Below are 801 nucleotides of genomic sequence, written 5' to 3'. Positions count from 1 at the left end.
CCTTCGCCCTCACCCGCCTCGCCGACCCCACCACCCTCCACCACACCCCCATCGGCATCCTCCGCGACACCACCCGCACCGTCTACGACACCGCCATGGCCGACCAACTCGACACCGCCGTCGAGCAGCAGGGCAAGGGCGACCTGAGCGCGCTGCTGGCGGGCAAGGACACCTGGACGGTCGCCCCGCCCCGTACCGAGGAGAACCCGTCATGACCTACGTCATCGCCCAGCCCTGCGTCGACATCAAGGACCGCGCCTGCGTCGAGGAGTGCCCCGTCGACTGCATCTACGAGGGCCCGCGGAAGCTCTACATCCACCCGGAGGAGTGCGTCGACTGCGGCGCCTGCGAGCCGGTCTGCCCGGTCGAGGCCGTCTTCTACGAGAACGACCTGCCCACCGAATGGCACGCGTACCTCAAGGCCGACGCCGAGACGGCCGAGACCATCGGTTCGCCGGGCGGCGCCGCCGGCCAGGAGCCGTTGACCGCAGACCATCCTGTCGTCGCTGCCGAACCGCTCCGCGAGAAGGCGAACTGACGGTACGTCAGCACTGAGGTAAGCAGCCGAGCAGTCCGTGACGGACACGCCATCCCCACCGAGCGAGCCGCGCAGACCCCGCCTCCGGGGCACGCCCCCGCAGCCCCGCGCCCGCACCCCCGAGCCGAAACGAGTCCCCCGGTGAACAAGCCTGTCGTACTGATAGCCGAAGAGCTTTCGCCCGCCACGGTGGATGCCCTGGGTCCGGATTTCGAGATCCGGCACTGCAACGGGGCGGATCGTGCCGATCTGCTGGGCGCGAT

General features: G+C 69.9%; 1 protein-coding gene and 1 pseudogene. Both read left to right on the top strand.

The genetic code is table 11. The features are described 5' to 3' along the window. Positions 1-215: pseudogene (locus tag CK485_RS08155) on the top strand (hypothetical protein); the annotation flags it as partial. Continuing rightward, positions 212-538, top strand: a complete 327-nt coding sequence (fdxA, locus tag CK485_RS08150; RefSeq protein ID WP_109448589.1) for a ferredoxin — start codon at positions 212-214, stop codon at positions 536-538. The pseudogene CK485_RS08155 and the gene fdxA, both read left to right, overlap by 4 nt. Positions 539-801 lie beyond the last annotated feature (263 nt).

The sequence above is a fragment of the Streptomyces sp. ICBB 8177 genome, from assembly GCF_003144095.1.
Classification (GTDB): domain Bacteria; phylum Actinomycetota; class Actinomycetes; order Streptomycetales; family Streptomycetaceae; genus Streptantibioticus_D.
This window is presented reverse-complemented; position numbering and strand designations above follow the sequence as displayed.

Coding starts and splice junctions, on each gene's coding strand:
- fdxA (WP_109448589.1), top strand. CDS start 212: ATGACCTACGTCATCGCCCAGCCCTGCGTCGACATCAAGGACCGCGCC.